At 49.0% G+C, this 24,273-nt stretch carries 24 protein-coding genes; 17 read left to right on the top strand and 7 right to left on the bottom strand.

The genetic code is table 11. The features are described 5' to 3' along the window. Positions 1 to 45: 45 nt before the first annotated feature. From LVQ76_RS03760 to LVQ76_RS03745, 4 genes are all read right to left on the bottom strand, one after another. Positions 46 to 330 (bottom strand): heavy-metal-associated domain-containing protein, encoded by a 285-nt coding sequence (locus LVQ76_RS03760; RefSeq protein WP_232863514.1) that lies wholly within the window; start codon positions 328 to 330, stop codon positions 46 to 48. Further along, positions 327 to 689 (bottom strand): mercuric transporter MerT family protein, encoded by a 363-nt coding sequence (locus LVQ76_RS03755; protein ID WP_134182255.1) that lies wholly within the window; start codon positions 687 to 689, stop codon positions 327 to 329. Before LVQ76_RS03755 ends, LVQ76_RS03760 begins: the two co-directional genes overlap by 4 nt. Continuing rightward, on the bottom strand, positions 661 to 1,806 hold the full coding sequence (locus LVQ76_RS03750; protein ID WP_232921020.1) for a transglutaminase-like domain-containing protein: 1,146 nt from the start codon (positions 1,804 to 1,806) through the stop codon (positions 661 to 663). Before LVQ76_RS03750 ends, LVQ76_RS03755 begins: the two co-directional genes overlap by 29 nt. Before the next feature lie 183 nt (positions 1,807 to 1,989). Next, positions 1,990 to 2,853, bottom strand: coding sequence for a helix-turn-helix domain-containing protein (locus LVQ76_RS03745; protein WP_232903413.1), 864 nt, complete (start codon positions 2,851 to 2,853; stop codon positions 1,990 to 1,992). Positions 2,854 to 3,110: 257 nt separating this feature from the next. Here LVQ76_RS03745 and deoC point away from each other — a divergent pair, with 257 nt between their 5' ends. The 14 genes from deoC (at position 3,111) to LVQ76_RS03675 (ending at position 17,148) form a co-directional block, all read left to right on the top strand. Beyond that, positions 3,111 to 3,812, top strand: a complete 702-nt coding sequence (gene deoC / locus LVQ76_RS03740) for a deoxyribose-phosphate aldolase (protein ID WP_232863510.1) — start codon at positions 3,111 to 3,113, stop codon at positions 3,810 to 3,812. Positions 3,813 to 3,885: 73 nt separating this feature from the next. Then, the gene (locus LVQ76_RS03735) at positions 3,886 to 4,815 is read left to right on the top strand and encodes a ribokinase (protein WP_232921019.1); all 930 of its coding nucleotides are present in this window, start codon (positions 3,886 to 3,888) and stop codon (positions 4,813 to 4,815) included. A gap of 5 nt (positions 4,816 to 4,820) precedes the next feature. After that, positions 4,821 to 5,321 (top strand): RbsD/FucU domain-containing protein, encoded by a 501-nt coding sequence (locus tag LVQ76_RS03730; RefSeq protein WP_232863508.1) that lies wholly within the window; start codon positions 4,821 to 4,823, stop codon positions 5,319 to 5,321. Between the two features lie 12 nt (positions 5,322 to 5,333). Then, positions 5,334 to 6,395, top strand: coding sequence for an alcohol dehydrogenase AdhP (adhP, locus tag LVQ76_RS03725; RefSeq protein ID WP_232863507.1), 1,062 nt, complete (start codon positions 5,334 to 5,336; stop codon positions 6,393 to 6,395). Further along, positions 6,392 to 7,546, top strand: a complete 1,155-nt coding sequence (locus tag LVQ76_RS03720) for a mandelate racemase/muconate lactonizing enzyme family protein (RefSeq protein WP_232863506.1) — start codon at positions 6,392 to 6,394, stop codon at positions 7,544 to 7,546. Before adhP ends, LVQ76_RS03720 begins: the two co-directional genes overlap by 4 nt. Positions 7,547 to 7,562: 16 nt before the next feature. Further along, positions 7,563 to 8,513, top strand: a complete 951-nt coding sequence (locus LVQ76_RS03715; RefSeq protein WP_232863505.1) for an aldo/keto reductase — start codon at positions 7,563 to 7,565, stop codon at positions 8,511 to 8,513. Then, a complete protein-coding gene (locus LVQ76_RS03710; RefSeq protein WP_232921018.1) occupies positions 8,510 to 9,373 on the top strand; it encodes an amidohydrolase family protein in 864 nt (287 codons plus the stop codon). The genes LVQ76_RS03715 and LVQ76_RS03710 overlap by 4 nt, the downstream gene beginning before the upstream one ends. A gap of 72 nt (positions 9,374 to 9,445) precedes the next feature. Continuing rightward, positions 9,446 to 10,750, top strand: coding sequence for an MFS transporter (locus tag LVQ76_RS03705; protein WP_232863503.1), 1,305 nt, complete (start codon positions 9,446 to 9,448; stop codon positions 10,748 to 10,750). An 84-nt stretch (positions 10,751 to 10,834) separates the two neighbouring features. Then, positions 10,835 to 12,004, top strand: coding sequence for a lactaldehyde reductase (gene fucO, locus LVQ76_RS03700; protein WP_232921017.1), 1,170 nt, complete (start codon positions 10,835 to 10,837; stop codon positions 12,002 to 12,004). A gap of 16 nt (positions 12,005 to 12,020) precedes the next feature. After that, positions 12,021 to 12,938: a dihydrodipicolinate synthase family protein gene (locus LVQ76_RS03695; protein ID WP_232921016.1), complete on the top strand. Its 918-nt coding sequence runs from the start codon at positions 12,021 to 12,023 to the stop codon at positions 12,936 to 12,938. A gap of 4 nt (positions 12,939 to 12,942) precedes the next feature. Beyond that, positions 12,943 to 13,275 (top strand): L-rhamnose mutarotase, encoded by a 333-nt coding sequence (locus LVQ76_RS03690; RefSeq protein WP_232903407.1) that lies wholly within the window; start codon positions 12,943 to 12,945, stop codon positions 13,273 to 13,275. 106 nt (positions 13,276 to 13,381) lie between these two features. After that, positions 13,382 to 14,896: a carbohydrate porin gene (locus LVQ76_RS03685; RefSeq protein ID WP_232921165.1), complete on the top strand. Its 1,515-nt coding sequence runs from the start codon at positions 13,382 to 13,384 to the stop codon at positions 14,894 to 14,896. 225 nt (positions 14,897 to 15,121) lie between these two features. After that, positions 15,122 to 16,252 (top strand): Gfo/Idh/MocA family protein, encoded by a 1,131-nt coding sequence (locus LVQ76_RS03680; protein ID WP_232921015.1) that lies wholly within the window; start codon positions 15,122 to 15,124, stop codon positions 16,250 to 16,252. Beyond that, positions 16,249 to 17,148, top strand: coding sequence for a sugar phosphate isomerase/epimerase family protein (locus tag LVQ76_RS03675; RefSeq protein ID WP_232921014.1), 900 nt, complete (start codon positions 16,249 to 16,251; stop codon positions 17,146 to 17,148). The genes LVQ76_RS03680 and LVQ76_RS03675 overlap by 4 nt, the downstream gene beginning before the upstream one ends. A gap of 186 nt (positions 17,149 to 17,334) precedes the next feature. Here LVQ76_RS03675 and LVQ76_RS03670 read toward each other — a convergent pair whose 3' ends face one another. The 3 genes from LVQ76_RS03670 to LVQ76_RS03660 all read right to left on the bottom strand — a co-directional run bounded on the left by LVQ76_RS03670 (position 17,335) and on the right by LVQ76_RS03660 (position 19,790). Continuing rightward, positions 17,335 to 18,423 (bottom strand): FUSC family protein, encoded by a 1,089-nt coding sequence (locus LVQ76_RS03670; RefSeq protein WP_232921012.1) that lies wholly within the window; start codon positions 18,421 to 18,423, stop codon positions 17,335 to 17,337. Positions 18,424 to 18,582: 159 nt separating this feature from the next. Further along, on the bottom strand, positions 18,583 to 19,494 hold the full coding sequence (locus tag LVQ76_RS03665) for a LysR family transcriptional regulator (protein ID WP_232921010.1): 912 nt from the start codon (positions 19,492 to 19,494) through the stop codon (positions 18,583 to 18,585). A 92-nt stretch (positions 19,495 to 19,586) separates the two neighbouring features. After that, positions 19,587 to 19,790 (bottom strand): hypothetical protein, encoded by a 204-nt coding sequence (locus LVQ76_RS03660; protein WP_232921009.1) that lies wholly within the window; start codon positions 19,788 to 19,790, stop codon positions 19,587 to 19,589. A 559-nt stretch (positions 19,791 to 20,349) separates the two neighbouring features. Between LVQ76_RS03660 and paoA the strand changes: the two genes are divergently transcribed. Genes paoA through paoC form a run of 3 tightly spaced genes read left to right on the top strand, consistent with a single transcriptional unit; the run spans position 20,350 to position 24,123 of the window. Then, the gene (gene paoA, locus LVQ76_RS03655) at positions 20,350 to 20,973 is read left to right on the top strand and encodes an aldehyde dehydrogenase iron-sulfur subunit PaoA (protein ID WP_233337891.1); all 624 of its coding nucleotides are present in this window, start codon (positions 20,350 to 20,352) and stop codon (positions 20,971 to 20,973) included. Continuing rightward, on the top strand, positions 20,970 to 21,920 hold the full coding sequence (locus LVQ76_RS03650; RefSeq protein WP_232921008.1) for an FAD binding domain-containing protein: 951 nt from the start codon (positions 20,970 to 20,972) through the stop codon (positions 21,918 to 21,920). Before paoA ends, LVQ76_RS03650 begins: the two co-directional genes overlap by 4 nt. A gap of 4 nt (positions 21,921 to 21,924) precedes the next feature. Next, complete coding sequence (gene paoC, locus LVQ76_RS03645; RefSeq protein ID WP_232921007.1) at positions 21,925 to 24,123, top strand: aldehyde oxidoreductase molybdenum-binding subunit PaoC; 2,199 nt, start codon at positions 21,925 to 21,927, stop codon at positions 24,121 to 24,123. Positions 24,124 to 24,273: the final 150 nt, after the last annotated feature.

Below are 24,273 nucleotides of genomic sequence, written 5' to 3'. Positions count from 1 at the left end.
TCGCCAATGAGATTCCAGCAATCACAATCGTAGGGATAACAGGAATTATTGCGCCTCATCCACCGCGTGAATTTGGCCGGTAAATCCTGTCTTAGCAATGGCCGATAGCAGTTGTTGGTTATCAAAATTGTCCGGAACAATGACTTGTGCCTGATGCGTTTTTAATGACGCCTTCGCTTTGATAACCCCGTCGGTACTGCGCAAAGCCTGATTTATCGAAATAACACACAGCGGGCAGTTCATCTGCCCTATATCTATCGTGACCATTTTATTGGCCGCCCAACTCAGAGGCGTCAACAAAAGCAGCCCCAGGCATAAAAATCGCTTCATTCCATACTTTCCCAAATCCAGGGTAAGACATACGGATAAGTGGTCAGGAACAGTACCAGTGGCACTGATAACCAATACAACAAGACCAGCACGCGACGGCTGACAACACTTGTGCATATTGGCTTAGGAGACAAATAGAGCCGCCAGAATCCACGAACCATCAATCCCAGGGAGACGATTACCATGGGAATTTGTAACCAGGGTAGCGTCGGGATCCCTGTGAGTCCTGCTGCTGAAATACCAAACAACAGATACAACAACGGCCCAATGCAGCACAGTGTTGAAGCGCCAGCGGCAATTAATGCCGCCAGCAACGTGACTAAATTACCCTTAATGCTGTTCGGTGCTGACGTAGTCATAGCTAAATGCTGCCGGATCGTAGAAGTTTAAAGGATCGCCATCTACTTCGGCATACGGGTAACCCAGGTTGTTGACATCACCTTGTTCTGCTGCTGGATAAAGCGCGAAATCACGTGCGTGATTAAAGCCCACCCAGTTCATTTCCCAATTGCCAAAGAGATAATCGCTAACCGCTTTTACAGCCGGGTCACCATTCTCTTTCTTCTCGGTCAGACGCATCTTGGTGACATCTGCCGGGTCGGCCGGGAGCCAGCCAAAGCCCACCAGCCAGAACATCGCGCGGCAATGTTGGCCCCCGTTTATTTTTGCAATACCCTGCTCATCCGCGCTACCGAAAGCTTTCTTCGAATACTCGCTAAGCTTGCGGCTGGCACCAAGACGAATACCGAACATTTCGCGCGCAGGAATACCTACCGCGCGGCACAGCGCGACAAAGACGGAGTTAATGTCGGTGCATTTACCACCAAGCTTGCCCGCTTTAAGTATTTCGCCCACATCACCCGTACCGCAACCAATCACAGCATCATCGCGATGCATATGCGTGCTAACCCAGTCGTGAATCAAACGAGCCTGTTTTATCGGTGCTTTTTCGCCAGCGACAATTTTCAGCGCTGTCTCTTTAACGATACCGTCGACAGGAATATGGGGAGTAGCCAGCAAGAAAGGTTTAATTTCGTCCGGGATGACTGCGTCTTGCTCAGGTAGCAACCAGTCGGCCAGTTTATTGTCTTTTAGCACTTCCCAATCACGGGTTTCGACCGTCATATCAACGCGAATATCCAGCGCGCCTTCAGAATCTGGCCAGGTAACAAAAAGCATTCTGGCACCATAACGGTTATTAGCCGTCAGGCTGGCTTTCTGGTAGTTACCGTTGAAGGAAAGGTCGAGCAAGGTCTGAAATGAAGTGTCTTCTGGTACAGGTATCCACAAATTAACTTTGCCCTGGGAACCTGCCGGCGCTTTGAGACTATACGTTTGTGTGACCACAAAACGGCGGGAGGTATCAGAAGATGCGATTGCCGGGTCATCAACACGTTTGGTTCCTGAAAATGCCGGACGAACCAAACCAATAGTTGATAGTGCTGCAACGCTTTTCAGAAAGTTTCGCCTTTCCATTGAGATATACCTTCGTCGCCAGAAAAAGCTGGCGCTTAACCCCGCACCTGCGGAGGTCGGCCGGTATTATGCAGTTAAGTATTCTGCTCAATTATAAACTGGATCAATTGGTCGGCTGTTTATTGCCTCTGTTTACTGATTGCATTCAACATTTCAGATGCAAACCACGCTCAGCGCTGTTCCTCAATCCATTCGTTGCTCCCGGCGGCGAAACTCACTTGGCGATAACCCAACCGCACGATGAAAATCGCGGGAAAAATGGAGCGGATCGTTATACCCCACCTGCCCTGATATTCGACCTATCGATTCCTGCGTCTCCACCAGCAAGCGGCGTGCCTGCGACAGACGGTAATTTTTTAACCAGCGTAATGGACTTTGGTTAAACGTCATTTGAAATAAACGAAATAGTTGCGACTTACTGACCTGGCAATATTGCATAAACTTATCAATATCCCAGTCATCGCTGTAATGGCTATGTATCTGATAAATCAGCCGACCAAGCCCGCGGTGAGTAATGACTGGAGACTTGGTTACCTCGGAACTGCGATTCTCCAGCAAGGTAAAAATAAGTCTGGAACAGAGTTCGTCACAATGCGCATCAGTTACTAAAGTGTGGCTTTTCATCAAACTAAAAATATGGTGATAAATGTCAGTGACCTTTTCAGGGTTATCGAACTGGAACACTGGGTTTTGCGGAACATCTAATATCTGCATGATATTACTGAGTTTTTCGCTATCAATGCGCAACCACAATATTTCCCATGGTTCATCTTTATGGGGAAAGTGTTCATGTGGCCAACGAACGGGTAACCACACCAGGCAGCCTTCCTTCACTTCATAAAGGTTATGTTCTAACCGGACAAAGCCACTTCCCTTCAGGCAAAAGATCAGCTCATGCCCAACAACCGACTGCCGCCGAACATGAAAATTTTCCGCGGTTTGGATATGGCCTGCGCGCAGAATTTGGTAATTCATCAGGGTTGAAAACTTATCTGACTCCCGATACCAGTTCGCCAGGACCTGTGTTTTTTGCGCAAGTTTTTCCATTCCGGATTTCCATTTTGAACAAGAAAATGCTGCAGACACCTTAGTTCATCGTGGCATGGACTCGCGTCAAAAACATGTTATGTCGCTAGAGCACTGATAGATTTTTGAACAAGCTCACAACTTTGTTGACATGGAAATTCTGTCCATATTGCAGGGAATCCCAACTATCACGCTTTCTGCCAAAGCTGCCTAAAGTAAACGTCAGATTCACCGCATAACTAGCCGTGCGTTAACTTAGCCAACAGGAGTAGAAGTAAATGATTGATTTTAACGATCCCCGCCAGGTAGCCAAGGCTATCCAGTTCACTAACGTCAGCCCAGATTTGACTCGTGAAGGGCTCATCCAGCACCTGAATATTTGCCTGGAGTATCAGTTTGACGCTGCGATGATCGCGCCTTGTTGGGTATCCGTAGCAAAAGATGTACTGAAAGGCAGTGGCGTACGTGTTGCAACCACCGTGAACTTCCCGCAAGCCAATGACACCACCGCAATGAAAATTGCTGTGGTGCGTGAACTGGCTAAAGAAGGTGCGGATGAGTTCGACTTCCCACCAAACCCAGGCTTTTTACTCGGTGGTATGGATGACCTTTATTTTAACGAGCTCAAAGAAGTCACCCACGTGGCACATGATTTGGGCATGAAGGTCAAAGCGATGCTGGAATTTGGCTTCATTACCGAAGAAGCAATGAAAATCAAAGCGACGCGTTTTGCCTACGAAGCAGGCATTGATTGGGTGAAACAATCCAGTGGTTGGGGCAAAGGTGGATGTGCTGCAACCGTGGAAGATGTTCAACTTCTCAAAGCGAATATTCAGGCACCTTGCCGCGTAAAAGTTTCCGGTAAAGTCAACACGCTGGAAAAAATGAGAGAAATGTTCATTGCCGGTGCAGAACTGGTAGGCACCAGCTCAGGCCCTGAACTGGTGAAAGGCCTGACCGGGGACATCAACGCTTACTGATCGATGGAAGCCGTCGGCATCTGACCGACGGCATTCTCAATGAAAACAAACAGCACAATTAACGGAGTATGTGATGAGTGTATTTATTCTCGGTAGCTACGCGAAAGCATTGGTTATGACGGCTGACCGCATTCCATTGGCTGGTGAAACGCTAATTGGCCAGGATTTTCGCCAAACCTGGGGAGGCAAAGGTTCTGACATGGCGGTGCAAGCAGCACGCCTGGGGGCTGATGTCTCTTATGCGGGTGTGGTGGGTGATGATGCGTTTGGACATGAATTTGTCAGCCTGATGCAGCAAGAAGGCGTGGATATTCAGGCGCTGACCCTGTCTGCCGAATTGCCAACGGGCGCCGGGCTCATCATCAAAGATAACGAAGCACGCAATATCATTGTCGTGGATATGGGTGCTAACAAGCTCTTTACCCCAGCGCTGGTAGATCAGGCATTGCCACAACTCAAGAAAAGCAACGTTGCCCTGGCGCAGCTTGAAATCCCTTTGGAAACTGCACTCTATGGGCTTCGAAAAGCAAAGGATTTGGGCAAAACAACGATCCTCAACCCTGCACCCGCCCGCAATTTGCGTGGGATTGACCTGAGTGCAATTGATTACCTGACACCCAATGAAACCGAAGCGCGCGTCGCACTGGGACTTGAGCCAGATGATGCCCGCAGCAACCGGGAAATTGCCGATCTCTTGCTGGAAACAGGCTGCAAATATGTCGTGATGACATTAGGTGACGCGGGTTCCGCTGTTTTTAGTCACAACGGCACGCAAGAAATCCCGCCATGTAAAGTCGACGTTGTGGACAGTAATGGCGCAGGCGACAGCTTTAATGCGGCACTCGCCGTTGCACTTGATGAAGGCCAACCGATAGCCGAAGCCGTCTTGCTGGCGAATGCCACTGCGGCCTTGTGTTGTACCGACTGGGAAACTGTCCCTTCCTATCGCTACCGCGCAGATGTGGATGGCTTTATGAAAACCATGCTCGTTGCAGAGGAATAATAAAAATGAGACCCGATAGAATCTTACACCCTGAACTCGCCGCTGCATTAGCCACTCTCGGTCACACCGACATTGTATTAGTGACAGATGCCGGCTTCCCGATCCCACCACATGCAAAACGTATTGATTTGGGATTCTGGCCTGGCACTGTTGATGTACTGGAGATCCTGCGCGTGCTGCGTCAGGAGATGTTTGCCGAAGAAGTGCATTTTGCCAGTGAAGTGCGTGATTGCCATCCGCAGCTTTATCGTGATGTACAAACCATCTACACCGGCTCCGGCGCGGAATTCCACGAAGCCAGCCACGAAATCTTATGCCACGACATTGCCCATCGGGCAAAAGTGGTCATCCGCTCGGGTTCATTCAATCCATGGGCTAATTTTGCACTGATTGCCAGTACTGACCCCTTTGCCTGGTTTACCGAACAATCGGGTGTGCAGCCCCTGCCCGCTTACGTAGCAAGACGCCAGCGTATCCGTGACAACGTTGTACCAGAGCTCAAATAACAGGGAACGATCATGAAAGCAGCCGTCGTTAGCCAGCGCCATCCTGGCAAAGTCGAAATCCAAAAGATAACGCTACGTGCGTTAGAGGCCGGGGAAGCTTTAGTCGAAGTGGAATGCTGTGGCGTATGCCATACCGATTTACATGTAGTTCAGGGAGATTTTGGCCCCGTACCGGGCCGTGTTCCTGGTCACGAAGGTATCGGTATTGTGCGTGCTATCGCCAATGACGTCACCAGTTTGCATATTGGTGACCGCGTCAGTATTGCCTGGTTCTATGAAGGATGTGGAGTCTGTGAATACTGCGTTAGTGGACGAGAAACCTTCTGTCGTAAGGTTAAAAATGCAGGTTATAGCGTTGATGGTGCTATGGCTGAGCAATGTATTGTCAAAGCTGATTACGCGGTAAAAGTGCCTGCCGGGCTTGACCCATTAATCGCCAGCAGTATTACCTGTGCCGGCGTCACCACCTATAAAGCCATCAAAGTGTCAGGTATTCGCCCTGGGCAGTGGCTGGCTATCTGGGGTGCAGGCGGGCTTGGCAACATGGCGATTCAGTATGCACGCAATGTCTTTAACGCCCGGGTTATCGCCATCGATATTCAGGACGATAAACTTGCTCTGGCTCGTGAATCAGGTGCTGAGATAACGCTAAACGCCATGCGTGATGACGTGCCTGCGCGGATCCATGAAATCACCTCGGGTGGGGCGCATAGCGCTGTTGTGGTTGCCGTAGCTCGCAGCGCATTTAATCAAGCGGTCGACAGCCTCCGAGCCGGTGGCAAAGTCGTTTGCGTCGCCGTCCCCCCTGGTAACCTGGACTTGAATATCGTCAAAACTGTTCTTGATGGTATTGAGATTGTCGGCAGCCTGGTCGGTACTCGTCAGGATTTAGCCGAAGCCTTCGAACATGCGCTTGCCGGGCGCGTTAAGCCAGTGGTTCATTCTCGTCAACTCGATGAAATAAATGACATTTTCTCAGAAATGGAGAGCGGCAGCATTCAAGGTCGCATGGTGATTGATTTACGCACGCCCCTTTCCGAAACCCAGGCGCTGGAACAGGAGTTGATCGCATGAAAATCACCGGTTGGCGCACGCTAAAAACTGTTCATCGCTGGGGTCGCCCGATTGGCGATGTTAACGGCACCGTTGAGTCTGGCGTAACAGAAGTTCCCCTGCTTATCCTGGAAACAGATGAGGGAGTTTCTGGCATCGGCCTCGGTGGGCATGCCGATATTGCACGCATCTTTCCGGCAATTGAAGGTGAAGACCCACGCGCGGTAACCGCACTTTATGACCGTATGCAGTCATGGGTATTTAAAAGCGGCCATGCCGGCAGTGTCTTTGGCGCGATTGGCGTGGTGGACATGGCGCTGTGGGACCTGAAAGCGAAACTGGCGAACCAACCGTTGTGGCGGTTACTTGGCGCGCGTCAGCCCTTTGTTCCAGGTTATGCCTCCGGGCTGGATTTCCCTTTATCGCTGGAAGAACTCGTCAACCTGCACAGCCGTTTTGCTGAACGTGGTTTCAGTGCCTTCAAAATTAAAGGTGGCCTCGATGTTGAACAAGATATTGAACGCTTACGAGCGGTGCGGGAAGTGTATCTGCTTAATTCACCGTCTCCCGCAATGATGATTGATGTGAATGAGTCGATGAGCGCCAAACAAGCGGTGCGCTATGTGCGACGCCTTGAAGAAACACTTGATCTGACCTGGATTGAAGAACCTGTCAGACGTTGGGATGCCGCAGGCCACGCGCTTATTCGCCAGCAAACAAACTGTGCTGTCGCTACCGGGGAAAACCTCACGGGTATCGAACAGTTCCAGCCGTTGTTACGCGAACAAGCGGTGGATGTCTTGCAGGCGGGCATGTGTTGGGGAATAAGCCATTTCCTGCGCGTAGCAAACCTTGCTCATGCTTTCAGTTTACCGGTAAGCCCCGTTGGCTATAACGCAAACCCTGTTGCGCACGCTGCAGCGGCTGTTCCCAACCATATGAGCTGTGAAATTCAAGATCTCAGTTTCCCTCTGGGCTTGCACGTCGACCAGCGCATCGAAAATGGCGGGATCATGTTGGGCAACACGCCAGGGCTTGGCATCACGTTTGATGAAACCACGCTTGCACAACAATTGAATGAAGGTAGCTGGACGCTTCCGCAAGGGCCTCATGTTCGTCCAGAACGTGCCGGGCTGCGCTTGTCCCTCAGGGCTGCGCAAAATAATGAATGAAAAAGGAACAGGAAAAATGAAAACAGTAGCTTTAGGGCGCACAGGCATTCAGGTTCCCGTACTGGCAATGGGTGCTGCCTCACTTGGCAGTATTTATCACCCGGTATCACAACAACAAGCTAATGATACGGTAGCCACAGCACTAGAACACGGCGTTAACTATTTCGACGTCGCACCTTATTACGGTTTAACCAAAGCAGAAACCGCATTGGGTGGCGCATTGAAGGGCGTCCCACGCGCAAGTTATACCCTCGCAACCAAAGTAGGTCGCTATGGCGACAGCCAATGGGATTTCTCCCGCGAAGCCACTTTGCGCAGCATTGATGAAAGTCTCGCTCGCCTGGGTGCTGATTACATCGACGTTATTCAGTGTCATGACATCGAATACGGTGATTTGCACCAGTTAGTTGAAGAAGCACTCCCGACGCTTCGTGAACTCCAACAAAGTGGCGTAGTACGGCATGTTGGCATCACTGGCTACGACCTTGCACTGCTTGAAAAACTGGCCGTGGAGCAGAAAGTCGATACCGTCATGGCCTACTGTACCTGGACGTTACAGGACCGCCGGTTAGGCGATGTTGCCAGGCGATTAAACCAGGCCGGGATCGGTGTGTTGAATGCCTCCCCACTTTCGATGGGATTACTCACTCGCGGCGGCGCGCCAGCCTGGCACCCGGCACACGAAGATATACAGAATGCCTGCCGTGCCGTCTCTGCGTTGTGCGATCGTGAAGGCGTGAATATTTCCCAGGTCGCATTGCAGTTTGCACTGACCACGGCGGCTGAACAAGGTATTGCCACTACCGTTATCGGCACCGCCAGCAAAGCAAACATGCTTGATAACGTGCGCTGGTGTGAACAACCGCTGGATGCCGCGTTGCTGCAAAAAATTGATGAGCTGATCGCACCCGTTCTCAATATTGGCTGGGATGTGCTGCCAGGCAATGGGGGAAAGGCCCAAAAATGACGCTAATAGACAGCCACCTGCATCTGTGGGACCCACGTATTCTGCACTACGGCTGGCTTAGTGATGTTCCGGCGCTCAACCATCCACATTTGCCGGAAGATTTAGCCGCAGAAGGTACGGCCCCGAATGCCGCCATTGTGGTACAGGCAGAGTGCACAGCGGATCAGGCGCTGGCTGAGGTGAACTGGATTAACGAACGGGCAGAACATTCGCCTTTTCAAATTGCCGGTATCGTGGCCTGGGCACCGCTAGAAAATGGAGAGGCGGTAATACCGCTGCTACGCCAGTTACGCACCCTGCCGCGCGTAGTCGGTATTCGTCGCTCGCTTCAAAATGAACCTGATGCATTGTTTTACGATGCCCATTACCGCGCAGGTTTGCTGGCAGCCGCTCAGGAAGGTTTTGTTCTCGATTTATGTGTCCGTGCACATCAATTACCGGCGGTGCATCATCTGTTGAGTTGGCTGTCTGCGCACCAACCGAATGCCAGGGTAGTGCTGGACCATATGGGGAAACCAGGGATTATCAACAATGCCTGGCAAGAATGGCAAGACGCGTTCGCGCAACTGGCTGAGTTCCCTTCCCTGTGCTGCAAGATTTCCGGGCTACCTACCGAGGCGGACTGGCAAACATGGGACGATGAACAACTCGCTCCGTGGATCCATCACGCGATTAACAGCTTTGGGGCTCATCGCTGCTTATTTGGGGGGGACTGGCCAGTGGTCAATTTAGCCGGGGGGTATTCTCGCTGGAAACAATGTGTCGAAAAGGCCATCGCCAATCTGCATGCCCGCGACAAACACGCCATTATGGGTGGGAATGCTCGTAATATTTATTTATCAGATTCAGGAGGGGAATGACAAATAAGGAACAAGGTCTGGATGTCGTTTATTTCGCAGTACCCTACTGAAAAAATAATTGAGGAAATAAGCATGTCTGATAATAGTAATGCACTGCACCCTACAAATGCAGGCGGTAAGTTTATAGATAAGGCATCAGAAAATACACTGCACGTAACCGGGAGAAGAAAGCGGATACTTCTTGCTTCATTGTTTACTAACTTCTTCGTATTACTGGCTCTCTATTGCGGTGTTATTTCTGTTTTATTACCTAACCATATAGCGCAGATCGATCCGGCAAATAAAGCCAATAACCTGGCGATTGTCATGACCTCGGCGCTGTTATTTACCATTTTTGCTCAACCAATTGCAGGCGCCTTATCCGACCGTTGCCGTTCAACCTGGGGGCGGCGTGCACCGTGGATTGTCGGAGGAGCTCTAATTGGCGGCCTGGCAATTTTTGGGATTTCAATGACCACCACCGTTGCCGGTATCGCCGTGTTTTGGCTTATGGCAGCCGTTTCGCTTAACTGTATGAACGGGCCCCTCGCCACCGTAGTCGCAGACCGCTTCTTACCGGAAAACCGTGGTATTGCTTCTGGGTTTGTGGGGGCTGGCTCAACAGCTGGCGGTACGGTCGGTATTATTGTCGCCGGTTATCTGGCATATAACCTGCAACTCGGTTACCTGGTGTTTGGTCTTGCGATCATCGCCTGTTGTGTAGCGTTTGTCCTGATAAACCGCGAGCCCTCTACCCGCGCACTTGAAGTTGAACCATTCAAATGGGGCACCTTCTTCAAAAGTTTCTGGGTAAGCCCACGCCAATATCCTGATTTTGGATGGGCGTTCTTAGGCCGCTTCGCCATGTTCCTGGGATATCAAGGGGTTGTAACCTATCAGCTGTATATTCTTCAGGACTACATTGGTTTAAGTGTTAAAGACTCTAACTATGCCATCGGGACTATTTCGGTTATTACCCTGGTGACATTACTGTTCTCCGGTCTGGTGTCGGGCTATCTTTCAGATAAGTATCAGCGCCGTAAAATTTTTGTTTTTGCCTCCAGTATTCTGATGGCAATTGGCCTGATGGTCCCGCTATTCGTGCCGACGCTCAACGGTATGTATTATTATGCGGCTATTCTGGGTCTTGGTTACGGTGCTTATACCTCTATTGATATGGCACTGATGACCCAAGTATTACCCGGTGGTGGAAAACAAGCAGGCAAAGACATGGGTATTTTGACCATTGCCACTGTGTTACCGCAATCTTTCAGTCCAATATTATCCGCATGGTTATTATCAACATTTAATAATGACTATTCGACTCTTTTTATTGCCGCAATCATCTTTGTTTTTGCATCATCATTTTTTGTATTACCGATAAAATCAGTTAAATAAAAAATGTTTTAATTGCAGGCAAGGTCACACTTATTAATAGGTGCGAGCGCCTTCGCCTGCGCTTAACGACAAGGAGCAGTAATAATGTCACAACGAATGATATTAAATGAAACATCCTGGTTCGGGCGTGGAAGTCGCAATCAGCTGATTGCAGAAATTGAGCGTCGTGGATTTAAAAAAGCGTTGGTCGTCACTGATTCAGGGCTGGTGAAATGCGGGATCGTCGGGAAGATCACCGAGTTACTCGATAATGCCGATAAAGCCTGGTCACTTTATGATGGCGTCGTCCCTAACCCGGGAATTAACGTGGTGAAACATGGCGTTGAGGCTTTCCGCCAATGCGATGCCGATTATCTGATTGCCATCGGCGGCGGTTCACCACAAGACACCAGCAAAGCGATTGGCATCATTATTAACAATCCTGAATTTGCAGACGTTCGCAGTCTGGAAGGATTCACACCCACCACCAAACCCTGCGTGCCAATTATCGCCATCCCCACCACGGCGGGCACTGCGGCAGAAGTTACAATCAATTACGTGATAACCGACGAAGAAAAGCAGCGTAAATTTGTCTGTATTGACCCACACGATATTCCCCAGGTTGCCATTGTTGATGCCGACTTAATGGATGCCATGCCCGCGCCGCTAAAAGCCGCAACCGGAATTGATGCACTCACCCACGCAATCGAAGGCTATATCACCCTGGGAGCATGGGCGCTAACAGACGCACTCCATCTAAAAGCGATTGAGCTTATCGCGCAATCGCTGCGTCAATCCGTTGCAGGACAGCCCGAAGCGGTAGAACAAATGGCTCTCGCGCAATACATAGCCGGAATGGGTTTCTCGAATGTTGGGTTAGGACTGGTTCACGGTATGGCTCACCCGCTTGGTGCCTTTTACAACACGCCTCACGGCGTCGCGAATGCGGTTCTGCTGCCCTGGATAATGGAATGGAATGCTGATTTTACCGGTGAAAAATACCGTGATATCGCGCGAGTGATGAGTGTTGAGCACGCCAGTACGTTACCGTTGGCTGAGGTTCGCCAAGCTGCGGTAAATGCCGTCTGGCAGTTAAATAAAGATGTGGATATCCCGGCATCTCTGCGCGAGGTGGGCGTGAAAGAAAAAGATATTTTGACACTCTCACAAGCAGCGCTGGACGATATTTGTACCAGTGGCAACCCACGTGCGGTCACGCTTGAGGCGATAGTCTCGCTTTACCAACAAGCATTCCATGGACCACGTATTCAATAACCTGCTGGAGAAAATCATGAGTCAGCCTCGTTTTAGTGGTGTCATTCCCCCGGTTCCCACTCTGTTTAATGAACAGGGTGAATTTGATAGCGTTGCACAAGCGATACTCATTGAGCATTTGCTGTCATCGCCAGTCGATGGCCTGTTTTTCCTCGGCAGCGCCGGAGAATTCGCCCATATGTCGGAAGCCCAGCGCACGCAAGTTGCTGAGTTTTGCGTACGCCAGGTGGCCGGCAGAAAACCCGTATTGATCGGTATCGCTTACTGTGGCACGCAACAAACGATTGATGCCGGTCTGCATGCCCAGCAAATTGGTGCGAGTGGCGCTGTGGTGGTTAACCCATGGTACAACCCGCTCAGTGAAGCGAACCTGCTAAACCACTACAAAACGATCGCCAATGCACTTGAATTGCCGATTATTCTCTACAACTTCCCTGCGCTGACCGGGCAACCGCTTCCTGTTAACGTGATCCGCGAACTGGCGTTGAGCTGTCCCAACATTGTCGGCCTTAAAGATACCGTCGATACCTTATCGCATATCCGCGAGACGATTCATGCAGTGAAACCGCACCGCCCTGACTTCGCCATTTTCGCCGGTTATGACGAGTACCTGCTAGGCACCTTGATTCTTGGGGGTGACGGTTGTATCCCGGCTAGCGCGAACTTTGCACCCCAACTCACCTGCGGAATTCTTGACGCGTTCCGTAAACAAGATTTCTCGCGAGCAGTTGAATTGCAGCAGTCGCTTTCCTGGATACCGCCTCTTTATAGTATGGATTTGCCATTCTATAACGCAGTGAAATATGCCTTGCAGTTAATTGGGCTAGATATACCTGTGCATTCACTGCCTCCGGCATCCCCATTAACAGAAGAAATGAAAATTGAAATAAAAAATATTCTGCTACGTGCAGGAGTTATTAATAATAAGGAATAGGCCCATGAGTAAATTACGCCGTTTCGGCTGTGTTGTTCAGGTCAGGCCTGAGAAGCTGGAATATTATAAAGCGTTACATGCTAACCCGTGGCCTGAAGTCAATGCCATGATTAAAGAATGTAACTTACGTAACTTCTCTATTTATTATAAAAATGGATTACTGTTCAGTTATCTTGAATATATGGGTGACGATTACGAAGCCGATCAGAAAAAGATGTCTGCACACCTGAAAACTCAAGAGTGGTGGCAAGAAACTGGCCCCTGCCAGAAGCCGCTAGATGGAGAGCCAGAAGGAACTCTATGGGTTGAGATGGAAGAAATATATCACCTCGATTAACTGAAAAATAAAATAAATAAACCCTGCTCTTGCGCCATTTAACTGGCGCAGGGCTTTTCATTACCTTTTTTATATCTGACAAACGATTGACGAGAATAATATGAAAATGACTTCTGCTGCACTTATAGGCTGCGGGCTTATAAATATATTATCGATTCCTCATGTCATTGCCGCCCCTGGATTAACCATTGAAGAACGCCTTAATCAATTAGAATTACGACTGCAAAAGGCAGAATCCCGAGCCACTATTGCCGAGCAAAAGAATGAAAAATTACAGGCTCAAATACAACACAGCGAACAACAAGCTCAACAGGCGCAAAAAACGACGCAGGATTTAGAAAAACGCACCAAACATATTGAGAAAGTCACCCCGGATGACAATGGTTATTTCGAACTTCATGGCTACGCGCGTTCAGGAATGATGACAACACAAAATGCCCGTCACGCCCAGGGTGGCCCTTATTTGACCCCTGCAGGGCAAACGGGTGGCGCGGTCGGGCGTCTTGGTAATGAACCAGATACCTACGTCGAAGTTTATCTGGAGAAAAAACAACGCCTTGATAACGGCGCAACAACACGCTTTATGACGATGATCGCCGATCAGCAAAAGAGTTATAACGACTGGACAGCAGACTCCAGCACTTTAAACGTCAGCCAGGTGTTCGCGGAAATTGCCTCCTTGCCAAGTTTTACCGGTATTTTTAAAGACACTACGTTATGGGCTGGTAAACGAGTGGATCGTGATAATTTTGAAATCCCATGGCTTGATTCAAAATTTATCGCACTAAATGGTACGGGTGGCGGTATTTACGACATCAAGTGGAGTGACGACATCCACAGTAATTTTTCATTTATTGGTCGTAGTTTTGGTGACGTAGACATCGTAAATAATGACGTTCAGAACTATATCCTGACGGCAAATAACTACGTTGGCCCAGTGCAGTTATATGTCAGTGGAATGAAAGCTAAAGATAATGATGAACGACAAATCCCGAACGGAATAAAAGTCTTTAATGCGGCAGACCAGGGTTACACCACATTGCTGGGCTACAAAACCGATAGCTTCTATGGCCTGACTAAAGGTGAATCACGCAGTGCTATTTCCTGGGGGCAAGGACTGGGTGCCGAAGTTAAAAATATCGGTACAGACCCTGCATTACTATCGGATGCGAAAACGCTGCGCCTGGCAAGCTACGGTATCGTGAATCTTGCCAAAGACTGGGATTTTGCCCCTTCTGTACTGGCGCAGCATAGTAGCGATCGTTACGTAAAAAATGATGACTACCGCTGGATCACCCTTAATGGTCGCTTAATGCAAAATATCACCGAAAACTTTGTATTAGGATACGAAGCCTCCTGGCAATATATGGATTTAGACCCGAATGGTTATCTTGATTACCAGAAAGTCCACGGTAACTTTTACAAGCTGACCTTTGCCCCAACCTTCCGCGCTGACAATATTTCGCCATTCTTCAGCCGTCCTGAATTGCGCTTCTTCGCAACCTGGATGAACTGGGATAAATCGCTGGATAATTACAGCCCGCACGATACGCTCGGCGAGAAAGACTTTACTGCCGGTGGCGAGTGGAGTTTCGGGATTCAAATGGAAACCTTCTTTTAACAGTAATCTTGCGGCCTCTGGTAATCAGAGGCTGTTTTATTCCCCCCCGCTAGCCCTTTGCAAAATATTCGCACCATAAACTGGTGTATTTATGAACTGACTCACATAACCATTGCCCTGAGATTTGCATCCATGTTGTGGAGAATTCCACCTATGACACTATTTGGCACTGCAGTCTAAAGTGAATCCATCTCTCTCAACTTCACCGCGATTACTGAGGGTTCTATGGATACTTTATTACGTCAATTAGAGCACGCCACGCGACCCGTTCTTCCAAAACGACCGGATTATAAAATCGGGATTATTGGTGCCGGTTTTATTGTTGAACATTGCCACCTGGTGGCATACCAAAAAGCGGGTTTCACAACATACGCCATTACCTCCAGAGAACAGACACATTGTGATCGGCTCGCTGAGTTGTTTGGTATCGAAAAGGTTTATACCACCTGGCAGGAGATGGTCTGCGATCCGCAAATCGAGATTGTAGATATTGCCGTTCCACCCCATGTGCAACTCGAGATTGTGCGCTTTATTTGTGGGCCAGATTCTCCAGCCAAACACATCAAAGGGATTCTTTGCCAAAAACCTCTCGCAATGTCTTTGGAAGATGGACAAGAGATTGTCCGACTTAGTGAAAAAAGTGGCATCCCTGTCGCGGTAAATTCGAATATGCGCTATGACCCGTCGATACGCGCATTGAAATACATTATTGAGAATCAACTGATTGGTACCCCGGTAATTGCCAGTATTGATATGCGTGCAATTCCTGACTGGCAGATCTTTTTACAGCAATATAAAAAGCTTGAGCTGTATGCCATGGCTATCCACCACATTGATGCTTTCCGGTTTTTATTTGGCGACCCTGTAAAAGTCACCGCAGTATGCCGGACTGACCCACGCACTTCATTTGAACATACCGATGGGATCACCCAATACACCTTCCAGTACGCGAACGGCCTGATTGCAACAAGCCTTGATGATGTGTGGGCGTGGCCAGGTGAGCCATGTGCCAAAAATAATTACATCAACTGGCGCGTTGAAGGAACGGCAGGTCTTACCGAAGGCGATTTTGGCTGGCATCGCCGCGAACCGGAATATTGTGGCAGCACATTGAAACTGGCCTCGCACGATTATCCAGGGCAATGGATATCACCCCAATGGGAAAAGCAATGGTTCCCTGATGCCTTCATCGGCACCATGGCAAATTTAATGTGCGCCATTGAAGATCATGTTCCACCACAAATTAGTGCAAAAGATAATCTCAAGACCCTGGCTTGCATTGAAGCAAGCTATGTCTCTATTCAGGAAGAACGAACTGTCTATCTCAACGAAATATTACCGGAGAATACACAATGATTAACGTTGGCATATTTACAGGTTATTACCCCTACACCCTGAGTGAGACTATCCATAAAATTAAGCAGGCGGGTATGGGCTGTGTGCAATTAGACCTTGAGTTTACTGATGTTGATTTACGGCGCGGGCATATTACTCCGGCAAAAGCACATCAGGTACGCGATGCTTTTCGCCGCGCTTCGCTGCCTATCGTAGCTATTTCGTCCTATACCAACTTAGTCCACCCTGACTTGCAAAAACGTGCAGAAAATATTGCCGCAGTGAAGGAAATCCTCGCCCACGCACGTGACTTTGGCACCCCTTATGTGATCAGTGAAACGGGCACCTACAACACAGACAGCGATTGGCTTTACGATCCAAAAAACAGCACAGAAGAGGCTTATCAGGAATTTAAAGCCATCGCCAAAGAGTTAGCGACTTTTGCTTATGAGCACAACGCTGTGTTCCTGGTCGAAAACTACGTCAATAATATCATCGGCTCTGTTAGCCAGGTCGCCCGGTTAATGCGCGAAGTTGACCATCCAGGTTTAGGCCTGGCGCTGGACCCAACCAACTATTTTGATGATAAAAATATCGACGCTATTGATGAAACCCTCTATAGCATTTTTGATGTGCTGGAAAGCAAAATCAAAATTGCCCATGCCAAAGACTGCATACGTACCGATGCGGTTGCCGAAAAGTTTGGCGGCGGCGCAGCTGAACATAACAGCTTCCGTGGCGCAGGTTCGGTGGAATTGCCAGCCGCCGGATTAGGCTCGCTGAATTACCCACTCTATGTAGAACTGTTAGCGCAAAAATACCCGAATATTCCGCTGATCATCGAACATGTTGATGAGCATGATATTTCCCGAGCTAAAAGCTTTGTGGACGAGGTTTTAATGATGGCAGGTGGCTAAGCTTTTTCCCGGAGGCCTGTTTAAAGGCCTCCTATTTGGAGCAAAAATATTGAGGTATGAAAATAATCTGCACCCTACCTAAATCACTTTCTTGCATATATGAAAACCCCATCCCACAGTGCCAGGTATCAAAACGAGCCTGGTGTCTGAAATGATTCTACTGAGCTTTGGTTCACCCCAGATGTATTAACCTCTCTGCGCTGTTAAAGCATGAGTGATTAAAGTTGATAGTTTTTCAAGCTTGAGAGCAAGTTGAAGGCTCAACCAGACATACCCGTGGATAGCATTTTCAACGACCTCATCCCCCGGATGGGCTACTAACAACTCATGCAATTCTTTCGTTATATCAGTTAAACGCTCACTATTTGCCACCGCGGGTGATGGATTTCCCTCATGCAGAGCCATGGCCAGTGTTTGCAACGTTTTCTGAGTCATCTGCTGCACTTGTGCAAGAGTGCGCGAATTCAGAATAAGAAAGCGGCTGCTGCGCGAGGCCCAATGAGCATTAGACTGTAATACTTGCGTAGCGATCATATCTCGGGCAATGGACTGAATCTCGTTTAGAAGCTCTTTAGATATTCCAGCCTCTCGACTTGCCGGCATAATCAGGTTGCGCATATTCACCACATTCCCGAGTATTCGTGAGTCCAGTTTCGTCAGGTTTGGCCGACTCAGAACATTCCAGGAGAAGCCCGTAGCATTTATTTTCGAAAAATCAGTCAAAAAATTCGCTAACTGGATACGCCAGTGAATAAAGGCCCGTTGCGGGTAGATACTGGTAAAAAGCATTGCCAGAATACAGCCAAGGATAATATTTGTACTACGCCATAATGCAGTTTGAAAATCACCAGCCGGAGCACTACTTACTACCGCCATTGTGATACCAATAAGCAAGGCGGCATATGGACGCTTACTCATTGTTAAATAACCACATATAAATAGTGCACAACCGCACCATGCCATCATTAAAGGCAATGAGTACATTTCAATATGCAAGGCGATGATACCCAATATCGCACCAGTTAACGTACCTGCCATACGTTCAAATGCGCGAGGAATAACATTCCCCCAAAAGCTTATTGGCCCCATAACCACCACGAGTGTAATAAGTGGCCAGGAATGGTCTGGTAAATTCGCCATCCTGATTATCAGGAATGTCAATACGAACGCTACAGCGATGCGGATGCCATGTATTATGCGGTAATTGTGATGAATATATAATTCCCGAGGGCCTATCGGCCTGTCACGATGCACCGAAAAAATAGATTTCTTCATTCACTCTTTACTCTGGATAAACAGTACCATGGCAATAAAAATTGACATGCACACTCGATCACCCTGTGTTTAAGCTATTTCTTTGAATTCCATAGATTGAACGATACCTGTCGAATGCAAGACAGATACCGTTTTATTTATATATACTAAGCGATTTCTTTATTCATCAGACATTATTTCAGCCTGTGCTGCGGCGACATTATTAATAAACTTTTTCACAATTGGCGAGCGCTCATGTACCCGGCTGACTAACGCCAATGGAATATAAGCTCCCTCTTCCGTGATATCATAAAATGCAACACCGGATGATGAGTGACTCATGGCTTTCATTGATGAGGGAACAATCGAGACTCCAACGCCTGCAGAAACCAGATTAATAATGGATGATAATTGTGGTGCAGTTTGCTTCACCGTTGGGACACAACCTGCTTTTTCAAACAACGCAACGATTGTGTCGTGCAGGTGCACACTGTAATCTCGCGGACACAGAATCATCTCTTCATTTGCCAACTGATTCAATGTGATATGACTTTGCGCGATATACGGATGTTGCTCAGGCAACACAATTGCCAAAGGCTCCTGGAGAATTAAATGAAGCTCCAGCAGTTCACTATAAAGATGGTCAGTACGGACAAAAGCCACATCAATAGCGCCATTTTCTACGGCTTTAATGAGATTATCGGTGTGCGCCTCATCTAATTGCAGGCTGACGTTTTTGTAATCGCTTTTAAATTTTTTAATACTACGCGTGACCACGGAATTAAATGACGAAGATGAAGTAAAACCAACTTTAAGCACCCCAAGTTCGCCACGCGAAGCGAGAAGTGCTGATGATTTTGCTTCTTCTACCAAACCCGGCAACACTTTTACCGCATCATAAAATGCGGTTCCCGCGGAGGTTAATTCAACGCCTCGGGCGATGCGATGAAACAATTTGGTACCAATTTCATTTTCCAGATCTCGTATTTGTATACTGAGAGGCGGTTGGCCAATACCCAGCACTTCTGCTGCATAGGTAAAGCTTTTGGCATCGGCAACGGCCAGAAAATAACGAATATGTCTTAACTCCATTCGCATGCCTATTAAATCAATATTAATTAAAGCGGATTAGATTCTTAAAGATTCTATTGCAACCAGATGATGACCGTATATCTGAAACAAAATTATAGATGGCTCGTAGGTATATATTTAACCCAACACTCTTCGTGCTTATCGGTAGTAGGTTCTTTTTTGTAAACACGATAACCAATTGAAAATGCCCATTCTAATGCGGAATTATAATCATCAAATGTCGATAACTGTTTATCTTCTACACGAACGACAATATTTCCTTCACTATTTTTTTCCACGAATGCATTTTTAATCATGAAAATTAACCTCGTTACATCTGCGTAATATAGTTAAAACCGCGTATTTATCACACCGGAAGGCGATGAGCTGAATATATATATCCCCCTATCCTCAAGCAATGATATGGCGCATAGCTTTGGTATATATATTTTATATGGATGGTATGATTTTGATACAGATCATGAATGTTCATTTGTTGTGATTCGGTGAATGTGGTGAGCATTTTATGTTAATCACCTTTCACTTCAGCATTAAGCAATGGCAGCCACACTATATCTGTGTCCGCACAACATGCATGTCATCTCTGGCAGAGTATGCGGTTAGTTATGGATACGCCGCTTGTTACCCCTCTTTGCTGCATTCAGGAATAATCCCAACGCCTGCGCCGTCTATGATTAATAGTTCGTTATAAAAATTTTAGCATCGCAGAGACTTCCATTTTCCTGGTTCAATCTTTCGAACACTGGAGGCGGTATGAGCAACCATGACCATGAAGCGAATAAAAGGCACTTGTATAGTGCAAGCAGCAACAGCAGCGGCAATCACTACCTTAATATTGAATATTATGGCTTTCGCCTGACAAGACGGGAGCTTCTCAAAGTCGGTGTTGTGTCGGCCGCAACCGTGGCGATGACGCCATCTCACGCTTTTGGGTCGAGCGCGAAGTCCACCACTCCCCCGCCTGAATTGGCGCGCGTAACATTAAATGTTAACGGCGAATCCCACCAACTGGACGTTGATACGCGAACCACACTGTTGGACGCGCTGCGCGAAAACCTGCATCTTACCGGGACCAAAAAAGGGTGCGACCACGGCCAGTGTGGCGCATGTACAGTGATCGTCGACGGTCGACGGATAAACGCCTGCCTGACCCTTGCCGTGATGCAGCAGGATGCCGAAATCACCACCATTGAAGGTCTCGGTAAACCGGATAACTTGCACCCTATGCAGGCCGCTTTCATCAAGCATGACGGTTTTCAATGTGGGTACTGCACACCTGGGCAAATTTGCTCCTCCGTTATGGTCCTAAAAGAGCTCGAAATGGGCATTCCAAGCCACGTCACCTCCGATTTGAATTCACCTCCTCAGGCCACCGCCGACGAAATACGTGAACGCATGAGCGGCAACATCTGCCGCTGCGGTGCTTATTCCAACATTCTTGCGGCCATTGAAGATGTGGCAGGGGGGCAAAAATCATGAAAGCTTTTACTTTTGAGCGAGTGAAAACCCCGGCTGAAGCGGCTACGAGCGCCCAACGTAATCCTGGTGCCAAATTTATTGCCGGGGGAACGAATCTTCTTGATTTGATGAAGCTTGAAATAGAGACACCAACCCATCTGATTGACGTGAACGCTCTTATGCTGAACAAAATTGAGTCAACGGACGAGGGTGACCTGCGCATTGGCGCGCTGGTGCGCAATACAGATCTCGCGGCAGATACGCGTATTCGTCGCGACTATGCGGTACTTTCCCGAGCGCTGCTCGCGGGAGCATCAGGCCAGTTGCGCAATCAGGCAACCACTGCTGGTAATTTGCTCCAACGCACGCGTTGCCCCTACTTTTATGATACCAATCAACCTTGTAATAAGCGGCTTCCCGGCAGTGGATGTGCCGCTCTTGAGGGTTTTAGCCGCCAGCATGCGGTGGTCGGGACCAGCCGAGCCTGTATCGCAACCCATCCCAGCGATATGGCCGTCGCCATGCGCCTGCTCGATGCTGCGGTCGAGACGGTCAGTCCCAACGGACAGGTACGCAAAATCCCATTGGCAGATTTCTATCGCGCACCGGGTAACACACCGCATCTGGAAACAGCACTCACTTCAGGTGAACTGATCACTGCCGTTACCTTGCCTCCACCTCTGGGCGGCACACATATCTATCGCAAAGTTCGAGACCGCGCCTCCTACGCCTTTGCTCTGGTTTCGGTTGCCGCCATTGTGCAGCCCGATGGCACCGGACGTGTAGCTCTTGGTGGTGTTGCGCACAAACCGTGGCGGCTTGAAGAAGCTGATCAACTGTTGAGCAATGGTAGCCAAAAGGTTTATGAGCGGCTATTCGCCGATGCGCACCTTACTCCTGAAAACGAGTTCAAACTGATACTGGCGCAGCGCACGCTCGCCTCGGTATTAATGCAAGCACGGGGATAAACCAATGAAATTTGATACTCCGGCAAAAGATAATCCAATCGACCAGCTCAACGTTGTGGGGCAGCCCCATGATCGTATTGATGGCCACCTGAAAACGACCGGCACTGCTCACTATGCCTACGAATGGCATAACGAAGCAGCCAATGTGGCATATGGCTATGTGGTGGGCTCCGCCATTGCTAAAGGGCATATCAACTCAATTGATTTAGAAGCTGCCCGCGCAGCCCCTGGCGTGATTACTATTGTGACTGTGGATAATGCAGGCCCGCTTGGAAAAGGTGAAAAAAACCCGGCAAAGCTACTCGCAGGCCCGACGATTGAACACTATCACCAGGCCATTGCCGTTGTGGTCGCAGAAACCTTCGAGCAAGCTCGTGCGGCGTCAGAACTGATTAAAGTCGATTACCGCCGCGAACAGGGTGTATACAATCTTGCCGAGGAAAAACCCGCCGTCACCACCGCATCTGAAGAAGAGCCGGACAAATCAACCGGTGATTTTGCCAGTGCTTTCGCCGCTTCTGCGGTGCAGTTTGATGCCACCTACACCACCCCAGACCAAAGCCACATGGCGATGGAACCACACGCCTCTATGGCTGCGTGGGATGGAAATAAGCTTACCTTATGGACCTCCAATCAGATGATTGACTGGTGTCGTAGTGACCTGGCTAAAACTCTGAAACTCCCCAAAGAAGATATAAGGGTTTATTCACCCTATATTGGCGGTGGTTTTGGCGGGAAGCTGTTCCTGCGTAGCGATGCGCTGCTGGCAGCACTTGGTGCTCGCGCAGCAAAACGCCCCGTCAAAATTGCTTTGCAAAGACCCTTGATTCCCAATAACACCACTCATCGCCCGGCAACTATTCAGCATATTCAAATCGGTACGGATAAAACCGGGCGGATTAGCGCAATCTCACATGAGAGTTGGTCCGGTAATCTTGCTGGAGGCCCATCGGAAACAGCCGTTCAGCAAAGTGAGTTGTTATACGCAGGTGCCAACCGCCATACCGGGCTGCGTCTGGCCAAACTTGACCTGCCAGAAGGCAATGCCATGCGTGCGCCAGGAGAAGCGCCGGGATTAATGGCGCTGGAAATCGCTATTGATGAGGTGGCCGCCAAAGCGGGGATCGACCCGGTTGAGTTTCGCATTCTCAACGATACCCAGGTTGACCCTGCCAATCCTGAGCGATTTTTTTCGCGCCGCCAGTTGGTTGAATGCCTGCGTACCGGAGCCGACCGCTTTGGCTGGAAGCAGCGCAAAGCTCAGCCTGCGCAAGTCCGCGATGGGCACTGGCTTGTCGGCATGGGTGTTGCGGCAGGCTTTCGTAACAACCTGGTGATGAAATCGGGCGCACGCGTTCATCTTGATGCACAGGGTATCGTCACCGTTGAAACCGATATGACGGATATCGGCACCGGCAGTTACACCATCATTGCCCAGACAGCAGCTGAAATGTTGGGCGTACCGCTAGAAAAAGTCGTGGTGCGGTTGGGGGATTCCGATTTCCCGGTTTCGGCAGGCTCAGGTGGCCAATGGGGTGCCAATAGTTCAACGGCCGGGGTTTATGCCGCCTGTGTGAAGTTGCGCGAGGCCGTGGCAAACAAACTGGGCTTTGACCCGCAACAGGCAGTGTTTGGTAATGAACAAATACGCCAGGGTGACCGCTCAACCCCTCTTAAGGAGGCCGCCGCAACGGGGATAATAACGGTTGAGGATGACATTGAATTTGGTGAGCTCGAAAAGAAATTCCAGCAATCCACTTTTGCAGCACATTTCGTTGAAGTCGGAGTGGATATTGCAACCGGTGAAACGCGCGTTCGCCGAATGTTAGCAGTGTGCGCTGCTGGCCGAATTCTTAACCCTAAAACAGCCCGCAGCCAGGTTATTGGTGCGATGACCATGGGGATCGGGGCCGCGCTAATGGAGGAGTTAGCCGTCGATACCAGGTTAGGCTATTTCGTTAACCACGACCTTGCAGGCTATGAAGTACCGGTACATGCCGATATCCCCGTGCAGGAGGTGATTTTCCTCGACGATACCGATCCTGTCTCCTCACCCATGAAAGCCAAAGGTGTCGGTGAACTGGGGTTGTGTGGCGTGAGCGCTGCCATCGCCAATGCCGTCTATAACGCGACAGGAGTGCGGGTGAGAGATTATCCCGTTACGCTCGATAAGATCCTGAAAGGGCTGCCCGAGTTAATTTGATACGCTTTTTCTGTCTCTGAAAACAGGCAACTGCGAGAAGGAGCAGTTGCCTGTTTTCCTGCCATTTAGACTAATCACCGCTAACGCTATGCCGGGATAAAACGCCCACTTAGCGAGATTTTCTCACATTGTCTGAATTCTCGGTTTAAA

Origin of the sequence: Buttiauxella cochleicola (genome assembly GCF_021283185.1) — a bacterium.
In the GTDB taxonomy this organism is placed as follows: domain Bacteria; phylum Pseudomonadota; class Gammaproteobacteria; order Enterobacterales; family Enterobacteriaceae; genus Buttiauxella; species Buttiauxella massiliensis.
Note: the sequence above shows the minus strand (reverse complement) of the source record. Positions and strands in the feature narration are given on the sequence as shown.